We start from the raw sequence: 21,953 nt of genomic DNA, 5'->3' as shown, positions 1-21,953 counted from the left end.
TGCCGACTACCGGAGTCGAACTGGTGACCTACTGATTACAAGTCAGTTGCTCTACCAACTGAGCTAAGTCGGCACTGCATCAAGTGGGTGCGGATATTAGAGCAAGAATTGGAGGTGCGCAAGTAGGAAAGTAAAAAAAATTAAAATTAATTGACTGACTGCTTAAATTAACAGCGAACTGGCTATTTTTATTTCTAAATAGCGTAAATATTTTTGCTATTAGGACCACTTGACCTAATTTAAATTCTAATTTAACTGTCTATCAAATCAAAAATTAGTTAAAAATAATTCAAAATATATTTAATAAAATTACATTTATTCGCTATTTGACTAAACTCTTAATTCAAATGAGGGGGATTGATGACACAAGATATCTACCAAAAAAGATACCAAAGAGAAAAAACAGCGAGAAAAAGCGCAGAACAATTACTCGAACAAAAATCACTTGAGCTATATACCAAAAATCAACAATTAGAAGCCTTCCAAAAAGATTTAGAAATTCAAGTTAAAAAAAGAACCGAAGAAGCAGTTGCTGCATCTAAAGCAGCTATTGAAGCCAATCAAGCAAAATCTCAGTTTTTAGCCAACATGAGTCATGAAATTCGCACACCACTGACAGCTATAATTGGGTACGCTGAAATAATAGGGCGTGATAAACCTGCTGCTAATATTCTAGATAAACATATTGCCACAATTATCAATAACGGCGTCCACCTTACCGATTTGTTAGGCGAAATTTTAGATTTAACTCAAATTGAGTCAAATAATTTAACATTGAATAAGAAGGCATTTAAGTTCCCGGAGTTTTTAACAGGACTATACGATTTACATTTAGCCAATGCACAATCTAAAAACTTAAAGCTCGTAGTTAATTTACCAGTAGGCATACCACAAACCATCACAACCGATCCCACTCGACTAAAGCAGGTGCTTCATAACTTACTTACAAATGCGATTAAATTTACAGACCAAGGTCAAATTACTTTAACGATCCATACCGATTGGCAAAACCAAAATATTAAATTTTGCGTCAAAGACACTGGTGAAGGAATTTCAGATGGACAACAGCAAACTATTTTCGACAGTTTTAAACAAGCAGATGCAAAATCTAGCCGTAAACATGGGGGAACAGGGCTCGGCTTAAGTATTGCCAAAACATTAGTTGAATTGATGGGTGGAGAATTAACAGTAAAGTCTACTCTGGCACAAGGTAGTGAATTTATTGCTAATGTATTGGCTGCACCGTTTGAAGGCAAGGTAACTCAATTACCTAAAACCAGCCCTCTTAAGGCATTAAGTGATTTACAGGTACCTAAAGTTAGTGGAGAAGTATTATTAGTTGAAGATACTGAAATCAACCAACTCCTGATTACATATCATTTAGAAAAAACAGGCGCTAAAGTTTGGCTAGCTTCAAATGGTGTTGAAGCAATTGAAAAAGCCATGAGCCATTCTTTTGATTTAATATTTATGGATATTCAAATGCCTATAATGGATGGCAAAGAAGCCATCAAAGGACTACATCAACTTGGTTGCAGTATTCCAATTTATGCCCTGACGGCCAATGTCATGGAGACTGATATAAAAGAATATACGAGTATGGGGTTTGCAGGTACCTTAGCCAAGCCACTAGAGCTAGACAAATTATACCAAGTGATCCAAACACACTTAAGCTGTAAGTCAGATACAAAACCTGAATACGCCGCAAATATTCAATTAAACAGCACGATTGAAGGACTAAAAGAAAATTATTTACTATCTTTAAACACTCAGTTGTCAGACTTATCATCCCACGCTGACAAACAAGAATTTAAAAAGGTAGCGAGTATTTTGCATGTCATAAAAGGAAGTGCAGAAAGTTTTGGTTATCAAAACTTAACCTCACTAGCTTTAAAAGCATTAACATCTATTCGGGCTGAGCAACTTGATCTAGCACCTAGCCAAGTTATCGAAGTAACAAATGAAATAAATTCAATTTTGCTAATAGAGGGCCAAAATGACTCAAAGAACTAATATTTTATTGGTAGACGATATTGATTACACTCGGGAATTACTCCGTAGTGCAATTATTGCCTGTATTGATGACGACGAAATGCCCCTCCAGCCTCAGTTTTTCCAAACATCTAACGGCGAAAGTGTTCTAGATCTAATTAAGGCTAGAAATATCGACTTGGTGTATTTGGATATTGATTTAGACGGCACAAACGGACTCGACATATTAAAGGACATTAAAAATGAACATAAAGATGTGGCTGTCATTATGTGTTCAGGAGAAAGCTCATCAGACAATGTTATGGAAGCCATTAAAAATGGGGCCAATGGATTTATTGTCAAACCTTTTAATTCAGGCAGAGTCAGTGAGTCTTTAAAAAAATACTTGTTATTAAAGGATAAAAAATGAAAGGCGTAGTATTTACTGAATTTATGGAAATGGTGGAAGAGACTTTTTCACCTGAAATACTCGACACTATCATAGAGAAAAGTGATTTACCCAATGATGGCGCGTATACCGCGGTGGGAACCTATGACCATCAAGAAATAGTTAGAATGGCTTCCAACTTAAGTGAACAGGTACAACTACCTGTCAGCGATTTACTTGAGGTTTTTGGTAAACATTTATTCAGTCGTTTTACTGTGCTATTCCCCTCCTTTTTTAGCCAAGAACAAACAGCCTTTAAGTTCCTAAAAAATATTGACTCTTATATACATGTTGAAGTTAAAAAGTTATATCCAGAAGCAGAATTTCCGAGGTTTTTCTATGAACAAACTAGTCCTGCTACACTCGTTCTGTATTACCTTTCATCAAGACATTTTGAAGATTTAGCTGTGGGATTAGTCAAAGGATGTTTGTTACATTTTAAACAAGAATTAAAAGTGACCAAAGAAAATGCCAGCTATGAAAACGAAGCAGCCATTAAAATAACCATTAGTCCGTAATGTTAGTTTTTTTCACAAGTTCTAACATGCCTTTAAGAACTAAATCGTCGAACAATTGAATATGCTCTAACTGCAGCTGAGCAAGCTTATTCTGGTCTCCACCACCAATAAATATTTGATACTGTGCAAAATGTTTTTGCATATAAGTATCGGAAGATAATACAAAACCTTGTAGTGAGGCTAATATTCCCATGTTTATACACGCTTCAGTAGTTACACCTAAAGACAAGTTGGCCACATCATCCTGCTGTGCCCTGAGTTGTTCGGTTTCTTTTAATAGCGCGACTTGCATAGTATTGGCACCCGGCGCAATCCAACCACCTAAATGTTGCCCTTTGCTATTTACCACATCACAGGTCATGGCAGTACCAAAATCTAATACCGCAAAGTTTCCTGAATATTCACCACGACACGCCAACATAGCTAACCAACGATCAACTCCTAAACGACTTTGATCTTTATAAGCACAACTCAAACCTAATTGTTTAGACATTGTTTTAAAAAAAGTAACAGGTATATTTTGAGCTTGTAACAATTCTTCGAGTTGCCCAACTTTTTGCGATTGCCCAACAGCCGAAACAAAACAATGCTGGATCTCAGAAAAATTAAAATTATCAACTGATTCTAGATCGAAAATACCTGTTTGCGTGATTGATAACTGGCTCACCCATGCATATTTGATACAGGTATTGCCAACATCCAATAACAGGATTTTAGTTGGCTCGGACACTGATTTCTCCTCCATGAAAAGCCTGTATGCCCTGGTTTGTTTCCACTAACACAGCACCACTTGGATCTATTCCACGCCCGATACCTTCAATGGTTTTGTGGCCCATTACTAATTTAATATTCTTATTGGCATATACGTCAAGTTCACGCCACTTTTGAATAAAAGGTGACAACCCCTGCTGTTCAAATAAGTTTAAGGTTTGGTGTAATTCATCAATCAAGATAGCTGCTAACTTATTACGGTTAATTGTTTGTTGTTCTAAAGAACTAAGATCAATCCAAGGTTGGTCAATGTTTTCTACATTTTGTGGCAAGGCAATATTTAAACCTATTCCGATCACGCAATCACACCCAGCCCCCATATGGCCTTCAACTTCAATTAATACCCCTGCTAACTTTTTACCTTGAGCGTAAATGTCGTTTGGCCATTTCAACTTAATACCATGAATTCCAGCTTTATCTAATGTAGATTCAATTGCCACACCAATCGCTAAACTCAAGCCACCTAATACCGAATACCCACCAGTAAAATGCCAATGCATAGAAAGATATAAACTAGCGCCGTATGGTGAAACCCATTGACGGCCATGTCGTCCTCTACCTGCGGTTTGAGCTTCTGCTAAACAAACAAACCCCTTGGGTAATTCGCCCTTTTTATCTTTAACATATTGATTGGTTGAATCTACAACGTTCAATACTTCAACCATATTCTGCGCTAATTGTTTGATGGAGCCGACTATGGCTTTTTGATCTAACATGTCTAAAGGTTTAGCCAATCGATACCCTTTACCGGTAACGCTATAAATATCTAAACCTAAACTAGTGAGCACTTTAATGTGATTAGAAATTGCCGCCCTGCTCATACCTAATTCAGAACCTAACGCCTCACCCGAATAAAATAAACCATTCGACAAAATTTGTAATAATCGAGTGCGCACCTTATCTGCTGATGTGGTCACAGGATTATTGCTCCATCACTTCCCATTAACCGCACCTCATTTTCTAAGACTATTGAAAACTCCTGTTGAACTTTGTCCCTGATTTGACGAGCTAACAGCAATAATTCTTTACCTGTGCCAGTTCCATCATTAGTTAACACTAAGGGTTGATGAATATGGCAACTGATCCCGCCTATTTTTCTACCTTTAAAACCTAAGGTATCAATTAACCAAGCTGCGGGGATTTTAACTGTTAAGTCATCGACTTGATAACTAGGTATTGTAGGCCATTTTGTTTTAAGTGCTGCGTATGACTCAACCGTTATTATTGGGTTTTTAAAAAAGCTACCAGCGTTGCCTAACTCTTTAGGATCCGGCAATTTGGCCTTCCGAACTTCAACTACCTTGTTAAAAATATCTTGTGCAGTGGGATTATCTAAAGCAGTTAATTCACCATAATGAGTAATAGGCTGCCAGTTTTTTGGTATTTTAAATACCACCTTAGTAATAACAGCTTTACCCATTAGCTCACGTTTGAAGATACTATCTCGGTAACCGAAATTACAAGCTAGATTACCTAAGGCCTTTATTCCTCCTGTAGTAATATCCAAATATTCAACAGACTTAACAAATTTTGCCAACTCCAGACCATAAGCGCCAATGTTTTGGATAGGCGCGGCTCCCACTGTCCCCGGAATTAAAGCAAGATTTTCTAAACCATAGATTTGTTTTTGCAAACACCAACTAACTAAGGTATGCCAATTCTCCCCTGCACCAACAGATATAATAAAATCATCTTGGGTGTGTTTAACGTCTATACCTTTAATAGCTATTTTAAAAATACAGCCCGTATAATCTTCTAAAAAAATGGTATTGCTACCCTCACCTAAAATTAAGTAAGAACTTGTCTGAATAGAATCTAAGTAGTATTGCAGTGTTTCAACTGAGGGGATTAATAAAACTTCTTTTGCTTTTGTAGCAAAACCAAATGTATGTTCATGACTTAAAGATTGCAAAGAAAAAGCCTTTAATTTATCTAGTGGCCTGTGCTAGATTTTAACAGGACGCCAAGAATATTGTTAAAAGAATAGGGGAATATCAAGGTTTAGATTTAATCGATAACCCGAGCAATCTTCATTTTTCCAATTGCCGAACGTTTTCTATTAATATTTTTCACTCGTTCAAATACTACGCCTAATATTGGTACACCTGCATTTAATAATCGCTGTATAGCTTCGGTTAAATCCTGATTATCTGCCGACTCCAAATCACACAATAAAACCACAGCATCAACAGATTTAGAAATCACCAATACGTCATTATACCCAGTTACATGTGGGGTTTCTATTATGGTTCTTTTATACACTTTTTTGAGTTTTTGAATAAAATCATAAAACTTAGAATTGGTTAAATACATCAATGGATCATTGGGTACTGGACCACTGGGCATCACATGAAGTTGGCTATGACCATTTTGAAACTTGCATTCGCCAAAACTTAAACGGCGTCCTAAATAGTTAGTTAAGCCTGGAGTTAAACTATCTCGTTCACATACTTTTCCAATTTGAGGCGAACGCAGATTACAATCAATCAAAAGTGACTTTTCTATATAAGAAAATGACTCAGCGATATCTATAGTTAAAGCTGAGTTGGTGTTTTCAGATACATGAGTAATTGCGATAGTACGAATAGCCGCGTTGTTAGCATGAACCACTAATTCTGAACGTAAAGATCGAATAGCATCAGCATAAAATAACTCCTTTTTTGTCACTCTTTTGGATTTAGTTTTTGCTTGCTTTTTAGGTGGCCTAGGTATTTCTCCTAAAATAAGCACCCCATGTTTAGCTAATAACTGTTTAAAGCGAGTGTGTTTGTCAGCAATTAAATGAATAATCAACCAAAAACCTATGCTAAATATACTTGAAAATATCAGTGAAAAGACGGCTCCTAACATGACTCGTGGCTTAATATGTTTGTGTGGAACTTGGGCATAATCGATAACTGAAAACTCATCTCCTGCATCTAAATCTCGTAATATTTCAGCTTCTTGTAATCGGGTTAAAAACACATCATATAATTTTTGGGTGGCTAATGTTTTGCGCCTAAGTGAAGCTAAATCAATTTCGTGTGCTCCTAGTGCAGCATGCTTAACTCGAGCGGCCTCTAATTGTTGTTCTAATTCATTTGCTCTATTTTTTATACTTTGATCATCTTGGATTAAACTGTCGACCACTTTTTGTAAACTGCGATCTAAGTTTTGCGTAATCGCATCTGCGGTACCCTGAATCGCAATGATTTTGTGATGTTTATGTTCATAACGCTTCGACAGCTCATCTAACATTAATTCTGTTTTAAATAATTCAGCACTCATAGTGCGGATTAACTCATCATTTAAAATCGCAGGAATTTGCATCAGTTGTTTCCTGTCACCTTTAGCATTTTGAATCTGTTTAATAGTAGATTCTGAGCTAGAGAGCTCTTTGCCAACAACAAGCCTATGTTCGATCAGTTTAGTTATTTCGGTTTTAACCAGTTCTATTTGACTTTCTAGATCGATTAAACCATTTTCCTGCATGAAGTTTTCTAGTTCAGTTTCAGCAATATCTAAGCGAGTACTTAATGCTAATAATTGCTCATCCAACCAACGAGTAGTTTCATTTACTTGTTTTTGATGAGAAAGCCTTTCGAATTCAAAAAATGTAGGCCCTATCTCGTTTACTACATCAGCTGTAGTGACGGCTAATTCAGATTCGTAAGTAACTTTTAACATATCCGTATTAGCAATTTTGGAAAGTTTTAAATGTTTAAGCAGTTTGTTCACTGCATTATCAATTTCGATTACTGTGCCACCATCGGCCAGCTTTTTTTTGAACTCTTCTCTTTCATGTAATTTAAGGTTTTCTACGACTTTTCTAGCTAACAATTTGGATTTAATTAGCTCTATATAGGTATCAATTTTATTATCTTCAGGTTTTGTGACTGACGTCAAATTACCACCAATAGACAATTTTTCATTTTTCTCACTGAGTAAAATAGTACTGCTTGCAGAATAAATTTTCGGCAAACTTTTTACATAAAATGTCCCCAGTGCCGTTAGGATGGAAACAGAAATGACAATACGCAGCTTTTTCTGCCATAGAAAGGTAATCAGGTCTGTAAAATCAAACCCTCCCGAAAAGTTACTCGACACATTATCAAGGCTCAAAACAGGCTCGCCCTGCTAGTGATAATATTGCCAAGCAAAACATTCGTCTTCTGTCTTACCTTATGTCGTTCTTTATATCTCAACTTTTTAACCTTAGATGATAATTCTCGAGATAAACCAGAGACGAGTCGAAAACAGGCTTTTTGGGATCAGGCGCAATTTCTATTTCTTTGACCTCGGCCGATGTTTTACATGAGAGGAAAATAAATAAAAAAGTGACATGGTAAAAACGTTTCAAATTCATTTATTTAATTACGCTACTAGTTGACTTAAATACATCGGCACAAATATGCAATACATGAATATCTGCACTTTAATGAGCCGCTGGGGTATAAGCTAACGGCGCTCTAATTAATAACTCTTTGGCTCCACTACCTTGATTATTGAGTAACAGGCGATTCAACTCATCGAACAACAAAATAACATCTTCAAAAGGTAATTTGGTCTCGTCCGCCCCCATAATCCTTGGATGTTGCGTAGTAGTATCAGCATCATCAATTAATAATTCTTCATACAGTTTTTCGCCAGGACGTAATCCAGAAATTTTAAGCTCAATATCGCCATCAGGGTTTTCATCGGTTTTTAAGCCATGTCCCATCAAGTGAGCCATCTTTTTCGCTAAATCGACTATTTTAACTGACTCTCCCATATCCAACACAAACACTTCGCCATTGGCGCCCATAGCGCCAGCTTGGATCACCAATTGAGCTGCCTCAGGAATAGTCATAAAATAACGAGTGATATCAGGATGGGTAACTGTTATCGGCCCTCCAGCTTGAATTTGTTTAGTAAATAAAGGCACAACTGAACCTGACGAGCCTAAAACATTACCAAATCGCACAATGGCAAATTCGGTACCAAAACCTAACTCAGCAATACCTTGAATGTATAATTCAGCAAATCGTTTAGTTGCGCCCATAATATTTGTTGGACGCACGGCCTTGTCGGTAGAAATAAGTACAAACTTTTCTACTTCAAATTCAGCCGCCACTAATGCCACATTAGACGTACCAAATACATTATTACGAATCCCAGCTAACGGATTAGATTCAACCATAGGCACATGTTTATATGCTGCTGCGTGATAGATGGTTTGAATTTCATTTCTATCGATAATACTTCTTAACATTTCCGTATCTTGAATACTGGCAAGAATGGGGATCAGCTCCATACCTGGGTAAATAGATTTCAACTCATTTTCTATTTGGTATAAGTTAAATTCAGATAGCTCAAATAATATTAACTTTTGCGGTGCCGATTTTGCAATTTGACGACATAACTCACTACCAATAGAGCCACCTGCTCCGGTAACCATGACATTTTTACCACGGATATTGATATCTAATAACTCAACTATGGGTGGGACGGGCTCTCTGCCCAAAAGCTCTTCAATACGTATTTCACGTAACTCATCAATGCTGCGTTTACCAGACAAGATATCTTGAATATTAGGGATACTCAGCAGCTCAATTGCATAAGGCTCAAGTTCGACTATCAATTCTTTACGTCTTTGATTGGAAGTATTATGTACAGCCAAAAGCATTTTGGTTACACCATACTTTTTGACAAAATGGGGGATGTCGTCTCGTTTCCCCACCTTCAAACCTAAAATATCTTTACCTTGGTATTGCTTCTTGTCATCAATAAAAGCAACGGGTTGTAATTCGTTACCGGCTTTTAGTGTTTGCACTAGGGATCGACCTGCTTCAGCCGCACCAAAGATCAAACATTTTTCGCGCATTTTATAACTTTGCGATTGTGCCGATGCTTGCATTAATATTCGTGGAGAAACGATAGCTATTGCGGCTAACACCCAATAAATAATAGGTACAGAATTGGGTAACAACACATCAAGTGTCATACTGCTTGCGAATAAAAATAATACTGAAAAGGTGAGCACTAACAAGGTGATATTTATCGCCTTGAGACCCATGTATCGTATAATTTGTCTATAGTGGCCACATATTGTTAATAACAAGATAGTGAATAATGTATTTAGCCCTATCATTAACCAATCTGAGAATTGCATATTCCAACTATCAATTCCTAGGCGGATCCAAAAGGCAAATATTAATGCACAAAATAGTGAACAAATATCCCATACATATTCCGCGATTAGCTTATGTTTAGGGCTCAATTCAAATAATTGACGAATAATCATTATTGGCTAGCCTCTGACATCACCTCTGATAGCACATGGCAACATTTATCCACCTCTTTTGCTTTTAATGTTGGATGCACTAAAAACATCAAGGCAGTTTCACCTAGTTCAATAGCATTATTCAGCGGACGAGTAGGACGGAAATTAGTATCTTCAAAAGCTTTTTCTTTATACACCTCTGAGCAAGAGCCAGAAAAACAAGGCACCCCACGTTCGACTATCGCTTGTATAATTGCGTCACGATCCCAACCCTTTTTAAGTTTGTCAGGTTCAACAAACACATAACATTTATAAAAGGCATGCAATATTTTTTCAGGCACGGCTGGCACCCGTAACGAACTGAATTTTCTGGCAGTATTCCAAATTTGTTGACCGTAGATAGTACGAGTCTCAAACCATTGAGGCATTTTTTGTAATTGAAGTCGCCCCACCGCTGCTTGTATTTCGGTCATTCGCCAATTGGTGCCAAAAGATTCATGTAACCATCTAAAACCAGCAGGATGTTGCTTTTCATAAATTGCAGACCAAGATTTGCCATGATCTTTAAACGACCACACTCGTTGCCATAATTCTTTATCGTTGGTGGTCACCATGCCACCTTCACCAGCGGTGCTCATAATCTTATCTTGGCAAAAAGACCAAGCAGATATATGCCCCAAACTTCCTACTGATTTACCATTGTATTTAGCACCATGGGCTTGAGCGCAATCTTCTACAACTTTAATATCATGTTGCGTGGCTAGCTCTAAAATACTATCCATGTCACATGGCCAACCGGCTAAGTGCACACACAAGATAGCGGAGGTATTATAATTAAGTTTATCGGCAATGGTTGTAGCTGAGATGTTTTGCGAGTCTCTGTCCACATCAACAAATACAGGCACTAAACCAGCCAGTACAATGGATGAAACAGAGGCAATAAATGTGCGCGATGTGACAATCACTTCTGAGCCAGCAGGAAGTTGCAATGCTTGCCAAGCTAAATCTAGCGCCACTGTACCATTCGCAACTGCTACGGCATACTGGCTATCGGTGTAAGCCGCAAATTCTTTTTCGAATTCGCGACCTTCTTGTCCCGTCCAATAATTAACTTGATTAGAATCTAAAACCTTTAGAACAGCCTGCTTTTCTTGTTCATCATAATCAGGCCAAGGAGAAAATGGACCATTTAACATGTTTACATCTCTTATTATTATTTTTGTGTGTTTTTATAAAACAACTACTTTTCTAGCGTCTTAATTATCTTGGCTGGTACTCCATACCCCAAACTATTGTCCTTAATATCGCCGACTACTACTGAGCCGGCACCTAATACACAATTTTTACCAATATTCACTGACTGCACAACGCTGCTGCCAATACCTATAAAACTTTTTTCACCCACTTTGACTGTGCCTGCAATATGACACCCAGGGGCAATATGTACAAAATTATCCAGTACACAATCGTGATCAATGGACGCACTGGTGTTTACAATGCAGCCCAAACCAATACTTGTAAAAGGGTTTACCACTGCATGAGCACATAACAAACTACCCACTCCTAGAGTGGAATAGTCACTGATAGTGGCAGAAGCATGGATCAAGCTCGCGATTGGCGCCTTACATTCATCTAAACCAGTTAACCATTTTGCTCTAGCTTGATTATCACCTATGGCCACAAAAAACTCTGAATTACCTGACAAGTAACGCTCGAAATCCTCTGGCATACCAACAATATCCCACGGGCCCACGCTAGTTCGCTCGGAAGCGCCTGCATCCAAAAACACTATTTTTTGGTAAATACCCATAGATTCTGCACATTCAGCAGCCACTTTACCGTGGCCTCCAGCACCTATAATTATCAGTAATTTATCAGCCACCATCAGATTGCCCAGTAAATTTAGTCACAGTTGCTTGCCCTTGCTGATTAATACCTTCACGTTTGAGTACTTTTAATACGGTCAAAATTAAGATTTTCACATCTAAAATAAACGACTGATGCTCAACATACCAAACATCTAATTCAAATTTGTCTTGCCAAGAAAGTGTATTTCGACCATTCACCTGTGCCCAGCCAGTTATACCGGGACGAACATTATGACGCTTGGCTTGTTGTTGACTATACAGCGGTAAATATTCCATTAATAAAGGCCTGGGACCAACTAAGCTCATATTTCCAACTAGTACATTAAATAAACCGGGGAGTTCATCCATACTGCTAGCTCGTAAAAATAAACCAAATTTAGTTAAGCGCTTTTCATCGGACAATAAGTTACCTTCCAAATCTGTTTCGTCTGTCATGGAACGAAACTTCAACATGTTAAAGCTCTTTCCACGCAAACCCGGCCTAGCCTGTTTAAACAAAATTGGCGATCCAAGCTTAGTTCTAATCACTAAAGCTAAAATCAATAAGATTGGGATCAAAAAAATCAAAGCAGTTAAGGACACAAGAATATCTACAAAACGTTTTAACATAAGCTCACTGTTTTACCTTGATAATCGGCTAATACCTGCTGATAAAATTCAAAAACTTGCTTGGCGTTATGTTCCACATTCATCACTTGCTGTACTTTAATTGTCCCTTGCTGCACAAGCTTTTCACATAATTCTGGCTGCTCAATAGCCTGCATAATTTTATTTGCCAAACTTTCTGGAGATTTAACCTCAGCTAATAAGCCTGTTTCACCGTCTGTGACTAAATCCGGAAATCCACCAATATTAGTGGTTAATGTAGGGATACCTGCATACATTGACTCCACTGCACCACCTACATTTTCTGAGTGTGAAGGATGCACAGCTAAATCAAATTGAGGGTATAATTCTGGCACATCTTGCCGAGTACCTAAAAAGACACAAGCATCACCCACTGTGTTTTCAGCGTATTGTTTAACTTGATTAAAATAGCCTTGAGTCGCGCCCCATGGCCCACCCACAAATACACACTTGGTTTTTGGGAATTGTTTTCTGACTATGCCAACTGCATCAATTAAATCTTCATGACCTTTCAAACCTCTGGTTTGTCCAAGGTAACCTTTAGGTGCATAAAAATAAGCAACCATGCCAATTAAAAAATCACTAGAAGCCATGCCTAGTGAGGCTTTTAAATCATTCTGACCTGGCTTAAAAGTAAAGTCGCCAGCGTTAACACCGTAATAAGCTAATCCGACTTTTTGCTCAGCTATGCCGCAACTTAGATATTTTTTTTGAGTCCATAAACAAGATGCCAACCAATAATCTAATTTGCCTCCACTGGTTAAATCTAACCAACGAAATATTTTATGCTCTAGATGTAACGGCCCAGGTACATGAAATATTCTAGGCACGTCTAAGCCAACTAAACCAAAACGCATTAATAAAGTAGTTGCTACAAAATGACTATGGATCACATCAGGATCAATTTCTTTAACTAATGCCCGTAACTTCCTAATTCTGGCGATATTTTTCCAAGGTCGACTGATACATAACGACGGGTCAAAAACATGCACGTTCACGCCCGCAGCTTTATATTTATCCACCATAGGCCCAGCTGGTAATACTAAGTGAACTTCTACCCCTAATTTTACTAACTGCTGGGTTTGACGTAAGGCCCAGCTAGCACCAACAGAGGTTTTTAATAAATGCAAGACGCGTATATTTGCACTCATGATCGTTCACCTAAAAGGTGTTTGAACATTGATTCACGTCTTTGAGTTAAAACGCTATCCTGATAATCCAAAGATTTTTGGTAATTAGTTTGGGCAATGGTCAATAAGTCTTGCTCAGCTAATCCACTCAACCTTTGAATTTGCGCCACTAGTTGGGACTGATTGTCTTTCTCAATGATAAAGTCATTGCTTAATAACTCTTTTACCCCGCCCACATTTGTTGCTACACACACTAGAGATCTGGCCATAGACTCAATTAACACTCTTGGCAGCCCTTCTTGGCGAGACGACAAGACAAAAACATCAGCTTGATCGAGCCGCGCTCTTATTTCATTTCTATCTGATAAATTACCTACAAAATTAACTTGTTGGTCAATACCTAAGCCTTTAACAAGCTGCTGCATTTCAGCTAATAAATAACCACCACCAATCCAAGTAAGCTGACAATTAACACCCAGCTCCTTTAACTGTGCAAGTGACTCAAGCATAAAGTCACAACCTTTATAAGGCTGAGTTAAATTGCCAATACAAATAATTTTCAGCTCTTTGGAAAGGTTATAAGTATCACGCTGATGATAATCAGCTTGAGTCAACTGTATTGACGAATAATGGGTATGAAATGCTTTAGGGTTGGGCGGATAACGTTGTTGTAAACTATATTCAGTTACATAAGATATTGACGTAGCGCCGGAGCACTGAGCTTTTAACATTTTCACAAATAACCATTTGAAAAAACCTCTAAACACACTTTTACTGGCACCTACAGAAAACACATCAGCGGGGTCACCTACCACTTCAGCGCCATATTTTTGAGATTTAGTGGTAGCAAACAACTGATATAAAGTAGATAAAATGCCAGGTATACGATAAATAACCTTACGTTCAATACCTAATCGACTACGAATTTTTTTGTATAAAGAAGGGAAGGTTTTAACAAATCCGAAAGGGCCGATATAGCAGGGTAAATCCACAAAATGAACATTATCTCCGTCAACTCTTTTCCAATCACTTTTGGGGTTGGCAACATGTTCAACTCTAGCCACAATATTGACGGCAGAAAAAACGGTCAAGTACCTTACCCAAAATGCATTGGGAAAAGCATTGTCTGTCCAATATTGTTTTTTAGAACAGCAATAAAAACGCTGTTCAATAATTACATCTAACTGCATTCGTCACTCTGCACGCCGCTTTCATTCAAGCGATCTTGTTTTTTATACCCCAGATACATTAACAGACTTGCTAAACATAAGCCTAAAATTATTTGCACCGGAACGTGAATAAAACTATTTCTTATCGTCACAAAGACAGGCAATAGAGCTACGCCAATTAAGATATCATTTCTAATATTACTTAAAGAGGAGTCTAATTTGGCCATAAACCAACCAAACAAGAAAAAGACAAACACCACCCCTTGCTCACCAAAATTGATATAAGCCTCGGCAATGGCGGAAAAACCAATAGGCCCTGCTCTTTTTTGCACCACAATATTTAATAAGCGGCCGTCTTCATTTACATCTATTCTTTCTAATTGGGGAATAAACAAAGCAAATTGTCGTTCAAAAGGCGCCCAATAACTGCCCCCCATTAACAGTTCAAAGTTATCATTTTTACGCCATTTCACTGTTTCTTGAACTGCTCTTAAGCTGGAGCCCATTTCTGCAATAGCATTCAACGGATTGATTCCTAGGTCTCCGGAATAATCCCCTGATACTCGAGCGTTCTTTACTATGCCAGTTACAATTAAAAACGCTATTAGACCTATGGCTAATATATACCCTTTTACCGGAGCTGATTTTCTACCTAACATACAGGCAGCCACAGCACTTGGAAACATCACCTCCCCCCGCAAACCAATTTTAAATGCTACTAAAGCCCACACAGCAAAGACTAAAAAATAAAAGTAACCAAACTCTTTGTTGTACGATACGCACATAAAAACTAAGGCCACACCAATAAAAAAGTACAAATAGGAAAATATCGCAGCATATAAAGGATTGTTGCCCATTACCTCTAGGTAAGCCCCATAAGAACTAATCGCACCGGTTACCAAGATAATTGCAAAAAATATCGCGACGAAAAGGCATAACAATATACCTCCCATATGAAATAACCTTTTACGGTATTGGAGATTTATTTGAAAATTAGGCTGAGTATGCTGCAGGTGATCTTTGGGTTGCTTGGAAAATAAGATTGCACTCAAAGCAAAACTTATCATAGCTAAATTAACTATGTGAATGGCGTTTTCAGTTTCCACATTGTAAAACCACCAACTAATTTGGTATAGGGTATCTTCATCTGTTATTCCGCCAACAGAATTAGCTAACACCAAACCAATGTGAAAGACCCCAACCACGGACATAAAAATAAAACAGATAGACCACATGCCTTTAGGTAAAGTGATGTACAAGATGACGGATAATGCCATCCAATTTAGCGCTGTGATACTTTCTAATAATGCCCGAGGCGCTTCAAAAACATTCAAGTAAGCGGCCATTACCCACACCCCGACCAAGGATACAATCCAAATTCCGAGGAGTTTTTGTAGTAAGGTTTTACTCTGCGTAAACTGCATATAGCTGCCGCACATTGTTTTCCATTAAAAACACACTACTGGCAAATGAGTCAATAATCTCTCGTGCTTCAATTTTAGAAAGCAAACTCTGATTAAGTATTTCAGCCCACTCTTGATCAGACTGTGAGCGTTTAACTATCTCAATCCCTTTAATATGCTGCTGAATTTCTTCAATACCTGGCAAGTCAGATCCAACTACTTTAAGGCCAACACTTGCAGCCTCTAAAACCACACCTGGTAACCCTTCCCATTCTGATGGGAACAATAAAACATCGGCATGACTCATAAATTGTAAAACGTCTGTCTGTAATCCCAAGAAATGCACTTTATCGTTTAAGTCGTAGCGATTGATTAATTCCAGCATTTTAGCTTTTCGCTCAAGGTTTTCTTTACCAACAAAAACCATCAGAGTATTGTTATCAATTTGATTGAGCAGGTTAAAGATTTCGCATTGACGGATATGATTTTTCTGAATATCCATTCTAGCTACATTTAGAACGACTTTCTGGCCATTAAAAGTAGGAATATATTGTTGCCAAAATTGTTGATTCGGTGGGATTGAGGTGACTTCAAATCCGTTATAAATCACCTTACAACGCTTTTGTTTTTTCCAATCAGCTCCCCAAAACCCGAGCATGGCGCCGTCACACACAGCTAAAATGTCGGTGGCAAATAATTTAATCATGGTTTTTAACAAACCATCTCGACAAGCACGAATAAATGAAAGGCTTCCACCAGCGGTGGTATTTCTAAAATGAGCAATCCGTTTTTTAATGCCAGCTAACCAAGCTAGAAATAATATAAAACCACTGACATAAGCCACGTGTGAATGCACCACATCAAACTTTTTAGTAGTTAACAATCGCCAAAACTGGTAAAAAAAAGCGGGTCCTAACTTGCAGTAATAAATCTCTCCATGCAGATCTTTAATTGTGTCATCCAACACTCCTTGCTCACCACTTAGCACGCAATAATCAAATTGAACGCCCTGCTGACGCATTTCTGCCATCAAACTGACAGTTCTCATTTCAGCACCACCACGATTCATCGCACCAAAAATATGTAATACCTGCTTCATGGTGCTTCCTTATTCTTGTCGAATGCTAGGTGCCAATACTTTTTACTCAACAAGGAGAATAGTAGTAACTCAACAAGGGTCGCTATTAACATCGCCTGGGCAGCGCCCACTAAACCGTGCTTTTCAATTAAAAGAAAACCAGAAAAGAACATAGTAACTAAACCCACAGAATAAATTTTGGTTTGAATATGGAATTGCTGAACCGCAGCTAAAGACGTACCTAAAAAAATATAAATATACCGAACCGCGGCAGCCAACATCACCCAATTTAAAGTGGGGTAATGGCTGGCAATTTCAGCTGTGTAAAATAGTTTTAAGAAGTATTCACCTAGCAAAAAGCTTGTGATTAACCCAGCAAAACCAATACATAAACCTACTAGACACATTTTTTTGACCAGTTGTATAAAGTCGGGATAATTATCATTTTTGAGCAAACGAGCCAAATTAGGTGTACTTGCTTGAGAAACACTGTTCACCAAAATACCACCAGCCACTAAAAAGTAACTGATAGCCGCGAATTGCCCCGCAGCTTGTAATCCAAGCTGGTAACTTAATAACAAATTAGGCAAATACACAAATAACGAACTAATAGCTAAGGCACAAGCTACCGTCAGGTATTTTCTATACAACTTAAATGCATTTGAAAACGCTTGCCTGTCTATCAACAAAGCATAATTAAAAGTGGTAGTTTCGTGCTTTTTAGTTAGCTGCAGCATTAAAAAATTATCGATAAGGGCAAATACAACCGCTGTAACACACCACACAAGTAACAATACTTCGAAAGAGTCTGATAACACACTAAAGGCTAAAACCAAGATCATGGTTAACCCAGAACGACTCGTTAAGGATATCGAAGCCGCCCGGTAATTAAACACTCTACGCATGTAACTTTGGCAAAACTCTGACCAAGCGTCACACAATTTATAAATGATAACCAAAGCTAAAACATACAAAGGAAGATGAATTAAATTTACCAATACAGCTGAGATTAAAACTAGGGTGACAAATGCATTAGAAAGTAATCGAGCGGTAGCATAGTCTTCAAATCTAAATTGCCATTTAGTATCGACCACTAACAAAGTACGGATTTTAAAGCTTGCGAACAAAAAAGCAGGGGAACAAATAGATAAAGCGAATACAAATAGACCCAGTAAATGGTCACTGAATTGCTTAGCGATTATGACTAAAATTAGCCAATTACTAGCCGCCAATGAAATATTTGCGACTAAGGTTAACACTGTATTTTTTGCTATTGATTTAGACACTTCTTTATTATTTTTTTGTTTAGAAGCTAAGTTAAAACTATACCACGTTAATCCGCCCCAAAACACTCAATAACAATCCACACTCACACCTGTGGAATACAAATATTGAATCTCTTTCTTTGCAGCAGGATGAGTAAAAATAGAGAGCTAAAAAATAACATACTGTTGGGTTCAGAAACTGGGGTTGTATTCGTACTGAATGTACTTGTTTTCATGATGGGTGCCTGCCTGACAATCGAATCTGACTTTATCAAAAAGGTACTATAATTTTGGTAATCACCATTAGTAAACTTGTTTTGATAATTAGTAGAGTAGTTTTCCGTGAAGTCGACGCCATAACGATTAGCTGATCCCGACCCGTTTACATAAGCCCCACCCATTCGCAAAATATCATCGCTATCGCTATAAAAACCATAAGATAAAGTTTGATAATATTGCGAACCTACTACAGATCCAAATAAGGACTGCCAGTATATGGCAGACGTATAACAACTTGTAGTATTGGCACACTTTTGTTCATACTTTTTGGGCTCTCCAATTGTGCCAATAAAATTAACGTCTGGAAATACGTTATCTAATAAGCTTTCAACAAGCGAATAATTCGGCAACTCCCATCCAGCAAATAAACTACTGACATTATTGTAATTTATGCCGGCTGTTTGGGATAAATCGAGCCAGATCAATCCGGTTGATTGATCTTTTACTGCTAGTTCATCGCCCGTGTTAAATGCATCCCACTGAATCAGCCCCGCTTGTGCAAACTTTACTGATAGACAAAAGAAAAACACTACCCCAAAAACTTTTTTCATTAAAACCATGCACCTTTATAATTATTTGGGTAGAGTCTACAATTGCTAATAAACTAAGAACATAAGCCTTTAGTATTAACCTATTGATTTATTTGGTTAATTTTATATCCCATTGCCTGTTTTTTGTTATTGAACTTGTATTTTTACTCTTAAACAACCACCGAAGTCTATCTAAGTAGCAATATATGTCCCTTTCAACAATTAGGTTAATTATCTCAGCGCTAATATCATTTGTTTTTTATTTTGCTTGGTCCTATTGGGCCAATAGTATGGTGAGTGAGGATGGAGATTTAGTGCTTAGATCAGCGCTAGTTCAAGGGACTCTTAGCGCAACAATAACCCTTTTATTTACGTTTATACTTGAAAAATCAGTGGCAAAATTTGGTAGTAATAGTTTATCTCTAATATTTATTGTGCCGATAATTTGCACTGTGCACTCAAAAACCACTCAAAATATAACTATTTTTAAAACCTTCAGAAATGCTTTAGATACCTCTGCTACTTATTTCAATAATAGTAAAATTCCAGGATCTTTGCTTGCCCCTATTTTACCAATCACGGTACAAGCCAGTATTGCCATTGGGGTGAACTGGTTAAATCACACACCTAACCTTTGGCTAACGGTTACACCGAGCATCCTAATAACAGCAATTTATGGCTACATGTATACCTTTGCTTTGTTGAAAAAACCTAAACTGCCTGTTTCTCAAAAGTAACAAATCGATAATCATAGGCGTTTTTCTCATCAGATTGATGAGATTCACTTTCTATTTCCTGCCAGTCAGACTCAGCCTGATAATCAGGGAAATAGGTATCTCCAGCAACGGTCAAATCAATTTGAGTTAAATACAATCGATGACAAAAAGGTAAAAAATGCAGATAAATAGTACCGCCACCTATGATCATCACTTCAGCATTAGTATTCTCGCCATCAGAAAAATGAGTAGTTGCTACAGATATGGCTTGTTCACAACTATTGACCACTGTCGCATCATCAAGAACGTAGTTCCTGTCTGAAGTGACCACTATATTCAGGCGGCCGGGTAGCGCTCTACCAATGGACTCATAAGTTTTGCGACCCATGATGATAGGTTTGCCTAAAGTCGTTCTTTTAAAGTGCTTTAAATCTGCTGGTAAATGCCAAGGCATGCCGTTATTCGCACCAATTACACGGTTATTGGCCATGGCGGCGATCATTGAAATTTTCATCATAATAAAGTTTTAAGGATAGCTAAAAACAAGCAAGGGAATATAAATCCAGTATACAATAAATGCAAAAGGCCAGAAATATCTTTCTAGCCTTTTATAAGATTCGGAATAAATAATTACCCTCTTAGCGAGAGTTTACTTAACCTTTAGTGTAAACCACTTCGAAGTCATCATCTCCATCAAAATCATCATCGTCGTCATCATCATAATCAGAAGTGTGGTCAATAGTATCTTTGTTTGGGGTATCCCACTTAAAGGCAGTTTCCTCATTCGTCAACTCAGACTCTTCTTCTTCAGGTAAGCTCTCAATAAAGTCCATAGCCTTCATGCACAACTCTTCAGTGCCCACTTTTTGAAAAGCTGAGATTTTATAATACTCACCTTCCCAGTCGAGCTGTTTCGCAATGTTTGCGCACAAATCATTCACTTCGTCTTCAAGCATTAAGTCGACTTTATTAAACACTAACCAACGCGGTTTAGCGGCTAGTTTAGGACTATATTTTTCAAGCTCTTGGATAATAGCTTTGGCATTTTCAACGGGATCAGAACCATCTACAGGCATTAAATCTACCAAATGTAATAACACGCGGCAGCGCTCTAAATGTCTTAAAAATTGAATACCAAGGCCAGCACCTTCAGCCGCACCTTCAATCAAGCCGGGAATATCGGCAATCACAAAACTACGCATAGCATCTAAACGCACTACACCTAAATTAGGAACCAGTGTAGTAAAAGGATAATCTGCCACTTTAGGTTTAGCCGCTGAGACACTACGAATAAATGTAGATTTTCCCGCATTTGGCATACCTAACAAACCAACATCAGCTAACAGCATCAACTCTAGTTTGAGATTTCTAACTTCACCTGGAGTGCCATCGGTTTTTTGCCTAGGGGCGCGGTTGGTGCTGGTTTTGAATCTAGCATTACCCAAACCATGGTAACCACCCTGAGCCACTTTCATACGTTGAGTATGTTTAGTTAAATCACCTAATACTTCGCCGGTGTCACTGTCAGTTGCGCGCGTTCCAACTGGAACCTTAACTTCAAGATCAACACCGCCTCTACCCGTACAGTTTGCACTTTGACCTTTTTTTCCATGTTCAGCGCGATGAAATCGCTCAAAACGATAATCAATTAAGGTATTTAAGTTTTCATCTGCAACTAAATAAACGCTGCCGCCGTCTCCACCGTCACCACCATCAGGTCCACCATCCGGTACATATTTTTCGCGGCGAAAACCAACAACACCGTTACCACCATTACCCGCTTCTACACGGATATCAGCTTCATCTACAAATTTCATGACTTAATCACACCTTGATTCTGACTCAATTGAATCGAGTATAGTCTGTTCACAACAGAAATTGCAGCACAGACTTTTTAGAGCTTCAATAAAAAGCCCCGCATAAAGCGGGGCTTCTTTAA

20 protein-coding genes and 1 tRNA gene are annotated in these 21,953 nt (G+C 38.0%); 4 read left to right on the top strand and 17 right to left on the bottom strand.

Features of this window, described 5'->3' with window-relative positions; genetic code table 11:
• Positions 1-73 (bottom strand) — tRNA-Thr (locus L0668_RS06215).
• A 287-nt stretch (positions 74-360) separates the two neighbouring features.
• On the opposite strand from L0668_RS06215, the gene L0668_RS06210 reads away from it, so the two are divergent.
• Genes L0668_RS06210 through L0668_RS06200 form a run of 3 tightly spaced genes read left to right on the top strand, consistent with a single transcriptional unit; the run spans position 361 to position 2,937 of the window.
• Positions 361-2,013 carry an ATP-binding protein gene (locus L0668_RS06210; RefSeq protein WP_235311209.1) on the top strand — a complete coding sequence of 551 codons (1,653 nt, stop codon included), beginning with the start codon at positions 361-363 and terminating at the stop codon, positions 2,011-2,013.
• Positions 1,997-2,401: a response regulator transcription factor gene (locus tag L0668_RS06205; RefSeq protein ID WP_235311208.1), complete on the top strand. Its 405-nt coding sequence runs from the start codon at positions 1,997-1,999 to the stop codon at positions 2,399-2,401. Before L0668_RS06210 ends, L0668_RS06205 begins: the two co-directional genes overlap by 17 nt.
• Positions 2,398-2,937 carry a heme NO-binding domain-containing protein gene (locus tag L0668_RS06200; protein WP_235311207.1) on the top strand — a complete coding sequence of 180 codons (540 nt, stop codon included), beginning with the start codon at positions 2,398-2,400 and terminating at the stop codon, positions 2,935-2,937. Before L0668_RS06205 ends, L0668_RS06200 begins: the two co-directional genes overlap by 4 nt.
• On the opposite strand, the gene L0668_RS06195 is transcribed toward L0668_RS06200, so the two are convergent.
• The 14 genes from L0668_RS06195 to L0668_RS06130 all read right to left on the bottom strand — a co-directional run bounded on the left by L0668_RS06195 (position 2,927) and on the right by L0668_RS06130 (position 19,319).
• The gene (locus L0668_RS06195; RefSeq protein ID WP_235311206.1) at positions 2,927-3,667 is read right to left on the bottom strand and encodes a type III pantothenate kinase; all 741 of its coding nucleotides are present in this window, start codon (positions 3,665-3,667) and stop codon (positions 2,927-2,929) included. The genes L0668_RS06200 and L0668_RS06195 overlap by 11 nt on opposite strands.
• Complete coding sequence (gene birA, locus L0668_RS06190; RefSeq protein WP_235311205.1) at positions 3,651-4,625, bottom strand: bifunctional biotin--[acetyl-CoA-carboxylase] ligase/biotin operon repressor BirA; 975 nt, start codon at positions 4,623-4,625, stop codon at positions 3,651-3,653. The genes L0668_RS06195 and birA overlap by 17 nt, the downstream gene beginning before the upstream one ends.
• Complete coding sequence (murB, locus tag L0668_RS06185) at positions 4,622-5,620, bottom strand: UDP-N-acetylmuramate dehydrogenase (protein ID WP_235311204.1); 999 nt, start codon at positions 5,618-5,620, stop codon at positions 4,622-4,624. The genes birA and murB overlap by 4 nt, the downstream gene beginning before the upstream one ends.
• Positions 5,621-5,715: 95 nt before the next feature.
• Positions 5,716-7,809 (bottom strand): GumC family protein, encoded by a 2,094-nt coding sequence (locus tag L0668_RS06180; RefSeq protein WP_235311203.1) that lies wholly within the window; start codon positions 7,807-7,809, stop codon positions 5,716-5,718.
• Positions 7,810-8,122: 313 nt separating this feature from the next.
• On the bottom strand, positions 8,123-9,970 hold the full coding sequence (locus tag L0668_RS06175) for a polysaccharide biosynthesis protein (RefSeq protein WP_235311202.1): 1,848 nt from the start codon (positions 9,968-9,970) through the stop codon (positions 8,123-8,125).
• Positions 9,970-11,145, bottom strand: coding sequence for a DegT/DnrJ/EryC1/StrS family aminotransferase (locus L0668_RS06170; RefSeq protein WP_235311201.1), 1,176 nt, complete (start codon positions 11,143-11,145; stop codon positions 9,970-9,972). Before L0668_RS06170 ends, L0668_RS06175 begins: the two co-directional genes overlap by 1 nt.
• A 44-nt stretch (positions 11,146-11,189) precedes the next feature.
• Positions 11,190-11,834, bottom strand: a complete 645-nt coding sequence (locus L0668_RS06165) for an acetyltransferase (RefSeq protein WP_235311200.1) — start codon at positions 11,832-11,834, stop codon at positions 11,190-11,192.
• The gene (locus L0668_RS06160) at positions 11,824-12,426 is read right to left on the bottom strand and encodes a sugar transferase (protein WP_235311199.1); all 603 of its coding nucleotides are present in this window, start codon (positions 12,424-12,426) and stop codon (positions 11,824-11,826) included. The genes L0668_RS06165 and L0668_RS06160 overlap by 11 nt, the downstream gene beginning before the upstream one ends.
• On the bottom strand, positions 12,420-13,595 hold the full coding sequence (locus tag L0668_RS06155; protein WP_235311198.1) for a glycosyltransferase: 1,176 nt from the start codon (positions 13,593-13,595) through the stop codon (positions 12,420-12,422). Before L0668_RS06155 ends, L0668_RS06160 begins: the two co-directional genes overlap by 7 nt.
• Positions 13,592-14,764 carry a glycosyltransferase gene (locus tag L0668_RS06150; RefSeq protein ID WP_235311197.1) on the bottom strand — a complete coding sequence of 391 codons (1,173 nt, stop codon included), beginning with the start codon at positions 14,762-14,764 and terminating at the stop codon, positions 13,592-13,594. The genes L0668_RS06155 and L0668_RS06150 overlap by 4 nt, the downstream gene beginning before the upstream one ends.
• The gene (gene wzy, locus L0668_RS06145) at positions 14,755-16,167 is read right to left on the bottom strand and encodes an O-antigen polysaccharide polymerase Wzy (protein ID WP_235311196.1); all 1,413 of its coding nucleotides are present in this window, start codon (positions 16,165-16,167) and stop codon (positions 14,755-14,757) included. The genes L0668_RS06150 and wzy overlap by 10 nt, the downstream gene beginning before the upstream one ends.
• On the bottom strand, positions 16,148-17,245 hold the full coding sequence (locus L0668_RS06140) for a glycosyltransferase (RefSeq protein WP_235311195.1): 1,098 nt from the start codon (positions 17,243-17,245) through the stop codon (positions 16,148-16,150). The genes wzy and L0668_RS06140 overlap by 20 nt, the downstream gene beginning before the upstream one ends.
• Entirely contained in the window at positions 17,242-18,576 is a 1,335-nt protein-coding gene (locus tag L0668_RS06135) for a lipopolysaccharide biosynthesis protein (RefSeq protein WP_235311194.1), read from the bottom strand. Before L0668_RS06135 ends, L0668_RS06140 begins: the two co-directional genes overlap by 4 nt.
• Positions 18,577-18,593: 17 nt before the next feature.
• A complete protein-coding gene (locus tag L0668_RS06130) occupies positions 18,594-19,319 on the bottom strand; it encodes a hypothetical protein (RefSeq protein ID WP_235311193.1) in 726 nt (241 codons plus the stop codon).
• Positions 19,320-19,504: 185 nt separating this feature from the next.
• Between L0668_RS06130 and L0668_RS06125 the strand changes: the two genes are divergently transcribed.
• Complete coding sequence (locus tag L0668_RS06125; protein ID WP_235311192.1) at positions 19,505-20,035, top strand: hypothetical protein; 531 nt, start codon at positions 19,505-19,507, stop codon at positions 20,033-20,035.
• Here L0668_RS06125 and folA read toward each other — a convergent pair.
• Complete coding sequence (folA, locus tag L0668_RS06120; protein ID WP_235311191.1) at positions 20,010-20,531, bottom strand: type 3 dihydrofolate reductase; 522 nt, start codon at positions 20,529-20,531, stop codon at positions 20,010-20,012. The genes L0668_RS06125 and folA overlap by 26 nt on opposite strands.
• 136 nt (positions 20,532-20,667) lie before the next feature.
• Positions 20,668-21,831 carry an Obg family GTPase CgtA gene (gene cgtA / locus L0668_RS06115; protein ID WP_235311190.1) on the bottom strand — a complete coding sequence of 388 codons (1,164 nt, stop codon included), beginning with the start codon at positions 21,829-21,831 and terminating at the stop codon, positions 20,668-20,670.
• Positions 21,832-21,953 lie beyond the last annotated feature (122 nt).

Source organism: Paraglaciecola algarum (assembly GCF_021532655.1).
Taxonomy (GTDB): domain Bacteria; phylum Pseudomonadota; class Gammaproteobacteria; order Enterobacterales; family Alteromonadaceae; genus Paraglaciecola; species Paraglaciecola algarum.
This window is presented reverse-complemented; position numbering and strand designations above follow the sequence as displayed.